Raw genomic sequence first — 3,590 nt, forward strand, 5'->3', positions numbered from 1 at the left:
ATGCGAGCCTTGTGCGGTAAAACGCGGCCGCGCCGATGATGATGATGCCCTTGATGATGAGTTGCATCTCGATCGGAAAGCCCAGCAAAAGCACCAGATTGTTGATGACGACCAGCACCGCGACGCCAAGCAGCGCGGCAAAGATGTTGCCGCGTCCGCCCGTCAGCGCCACGCCGCCCATGACCGCCGCGACGATCGAATCCAGCTCGTAACCCTGGCCGACCCAGTTGGAAACCGTCCCGACATAGCCGAGCAGGAACAGGCCTCCTATGCCTGCGCAGACCGAGCAGATGACATAGCAGAAGATGATGACGCGATCGGGCGCGACACCATTGAGGAACGCCGCCTTGCGATTGCTGCCCACCATGAATATCTCGCGCCCGAGACGCGAGCGATGAAGCACGATGCCGAAAACGATCGCCAGCAGCGCCAGGGTGATCAGGTTGACCGGGATGCCGAGGATGCGGCCCGACGCAAGAAAGCCCATGCCCGGCGGCAGGGTGCTGATCGGGGCGCCGCCCGTATAGGCAAAGCGGACGCCCTGCAGGATGATCATCATGGCGAGCGTGGCAAGGAACGGACTGACGTTGCGCTTGGCGATCAGCCAGCCGTTGACGAGGCCGACGACGGCGGAGAAGGCGATCGCCGCCACGAAGATCAGAGGGATCGCGTCATTGGTCGTCGCCTTGAAGGCGGTTGCAAGCACGGCCACCGTCGCCATCAGCGAGGCCACCGACAGGTCAAGTCCGCGCACCAGGATGACGAAGGTCTGACCGACCACCACCATGCCGAGCGGGGCCGCGATGGTGAGCACGTTAACCAGGTTGGCCGGCTGCAGGAAAGTGGGCGAGAGCGCTGCCGCGACCAGCAGCAGCGCGAGGAGGAAGACGATCAATCCATAGCGCTCGAAAACCGAGGCGACGGACATGCCTCGCGACCGGGGCAGCGGTGTCTCCAGCGGTGCCATCACTGCCTCCGCCTCGTGGTGTGGATGCTGACGGCGATGATGATGATCAGGCCCTGGATTACCCACTGGTAATAGGAAGACACGTTGAGGAAGTTCAGCAAATTGTTGAGCATCGTCACCAGGAGCACGCCGAGCAGCGTGCCGAGCACGCCGCCGCGCCCGCCGGCGAGAACCGTGCCGCCAACCACCACCGGCGTGATCGATTGCAGCGTCAAGGCGGTGCCGATGCGCGGGTCGCCGACTCCGGTGCGGGCCGTCAGGAAGATCGCCGCCAGCCCGGCGCACAGGCCGGAGAGCGCATAGACCATGACCACGATGCGGTTCACTGGTAGGCCGTTCAGCCGCGCCGCCTCGCGGTCGCCGCCGACGAAATAGATACTGCGGCCCGAGCGCGAGCGCTGCAGCCAGAGCCCGGCAAGCGCGAAGACCGCCACAAGAACGATCGCCGTCACCGGGATGCCCCACAGCTTGGCGTAGGAAAAGTCGGCTAGCCCACGCGGGACCGATCCGCCCGGCTCCTTGTTGTACATCAGCGTGCCGCCAAAGATGATCGACGACATGCCGAGCGTCACGATCAGCGGATGGACGCGCAGCACGATGGTGAGAAGGCCGTTGAGCGCGCCGATCGCCGTCGCGGCGATCAGGGCGAGCGGCAGAGCCAGCCAGAGCAAGTCCGGCCGCCATTCGAGGAAATGCGCGATGAATACGGTCGATGCGCTGACCAGTGAGCCGACCGCAAGATCGATGCCGCCGAGCAGCACTACGAATGTCTGGCCGAGGCTGACCATGCCCAGCACGACGAGTTGCTGGAATAGGTTGCCGAAATTGCGCCAGGTGAGGAACCGATCGGACAGGAAGCCACCCGCCACAACAAGCAGGATGAGCAACGCCACCACGATGACATAGGACAACGAGAGCCGGTTGCGGCGGAACTCGGCGACGACAGCGCTCATGCGACCTGCTCCAGCCGGGCCGCCTTGCCCTCGCGCCGGTCGACCGAGCGCACCGCGAGATCCATGATCGCCTCCTCGGTGGCGGACGCGCCATCGATCTCGCCCGCGACATGGCCCTGCGACATCACGAAGATGCGATCCGACAGACCGATGATCTCCGGCAGCTCGGAGCTGATCATGAGGATGCCCACACCCTGCTCCGCCAGGCTGCGCACGATACGGTAGATCTCGACCTTGGCGCCGATGTCAACGCCGCGCGTCGGCTCGTCGAGGATGAGAAGCTTTCGGGCAATGCGCGACCAGCGGCCGAAAAGCACCTTCTGCTGGTTGCCGCCGGAAAGATTGCCGACCTTGACCTCCGGCGAAGGCGCGGCCACGGCGAAGTTGTTTATTTGCTCTAGCGCGATGTCGCGCTCGCCGCGCCGATCGATCAGTCCTCGCCTGGTGACGCCTGCCAGATCGGGCGCCATGACATTTGCGGAGATCGGCAGGCCGAGGAAGAGCCCCTCGTCCTTGCGGTTCTCGGTGAGGAAGCCAAGGCCGTTGCGGATTGCCTCCCGCGGCATGCGACGATCGAACGGCTTACCATCGAACTCGATCGTGCCGCCGTCGAGGTCGCGCACACCGAAGATGACCTCTGCAACTTCCGTGCGGCCGGAGCCGACCATGCCCGCGATGCCGACGACCTCGCCCGGCTTGACCGCGATGCTGACATTGCGCACGCGATGACCGGCGCGAAGGTTGCTGACCTTGAGGATGTCCGGCCCGCTGGCTGGCGCCTTGCGGCGTGCCGGATAGATCTGCTCGAGGCGGCGTCCGACCATTTTGGTGATCATCTCATCGCGTGTCAGGTCGCCGACAGGACCAGTACCCGCCACTTGTCCATCCTTCAGGATCGTTACGCGGTCGGCGATCTCGAAGATCTCTTCCAGCCGGTGCGAGACATAGACGATGCCAACGCCTTCGCGCTTCAGGCGCCGCATGTTGTCGAACAGGAGATCGACCTCGTGGCCGGAGATCACGGCCGTCGGCTCGTCGAGCACGAGGAGCCTCACCTCGCCGACCAGCGCCTTGGCGATCTCGACCATCTGCTGGTCGGCAAGCGGCAATTCGTCGATCTTGGCATGGGTAGAGATCTTCACGCCGAGCTGCGACAGGATCTCGGCTGCCCGCGCATGGCGGGCACGGCCCGAGATCAACCCCAGGCCGTTGCGCGGCTGCGCGTCGACCAGGATGTTCTCGGCGACGGAAAGCTCGGGAAACAGAGCGAGCTCCTGATGGATGACGTGGATGCCCGCCGCGCGCGCCTGCTTGGGCGACTGCCAGGAAACCGGCTTGCCCAGATAAGTCATGTTGCCGCCATTCGGTTTGATGGCGCCGCCCATGACGCGGATGAGCGTGGATTTTCCCGCGCCGTTTTCGCCGAGAAGGGCATGTATCTCGCCAGGACGAACGGCAAAATCCACCTTGTCCAGGGGTTTTACGCCCGGATACTCCTTCTCGATGCGACTGAGCTCGATGACGGGAGTGACCATTTATCCGATGCTCGAAATTCCGGTTACACCAGGGTGTGCGTCCAAAGGAACGCACACCCTGGCCAGGCTGGGAGGCTTACTTCGGATAATCGGGCTTGAACGTGCTCGGATTATATCCGGCCGGCAAGCCGTTGC

Annotated in this window: 3 protein-coding genes; all 3 read right to left on the reverse strand. The window is 64.1% G+C overall.

Going from position 1 to position 3,590, the window contains the following annotated elements:
- Nucleotides 1–967 (reverse strand): ABC transporter permease (locus EOA27_RS27655; protein WP_126081362.1); only part of this gene is annotated, 967 nt, incomplete at its 3' end.
- Complete coding sequence (locus EOA27_RS27660) at nucleotides 967–1,920, reverse strand: ABC transporter permease (protein ID WP_126081361.1); 954 nt, start codon at nucleotides 1,918–1,920, stop codon at nucleotides 967–969. The genes EOA27_RS27655 and EOA27_RS27660, both read right to left, overlap by 1 nt.
- Nucleotides 1,917–3,455 (reverse strand): sugar ABC transporter ATP-binding protein, encoded by a 1,539-nt coding sequence (locus tag EOA27_RS27665; protein ID WP_126081360.1) that lies wholly within the window; start codon nucleotides 3,453–3,455, stop codon nucleotides 1,917–1,919. Before EOA27_RS27665 ends, EOA27_RS27660 begins: the two co-directional genes overlap by 4 nt.
- Nucleotides 3,456–3,590 lie beyond the last annotated feature (135 nt).

Origin of the sequence: Mesorhizobium sp. M2A.F.Ca.ET.037.01.1.1, from assembly GCF_003998075.1 — a bacterium.
Taxonomy (GTDB): Bacteria; Pseudomonadota; Alphaproteobacteria; order Rhizobiales; family Rhizobiaceae; genus Mesorhizobium.

Coding starts and splice junctions, on each gene's coding strand:
- EOA27_RS27660 (WP_126081361.1), bottom strand. CDS start 1,920: ATGAGCGCTGTCGTCGCCGAGTTCCGCCGCAACCGGCTCTCGTTGTCC.
- EOA27_RS27665 (WP_126081360.1), bottom strand. CDS start 3,455: ATGGTCACTCCCGTCATCGAGCTCAGTCGCATCGAGAAGGAGTATCCG.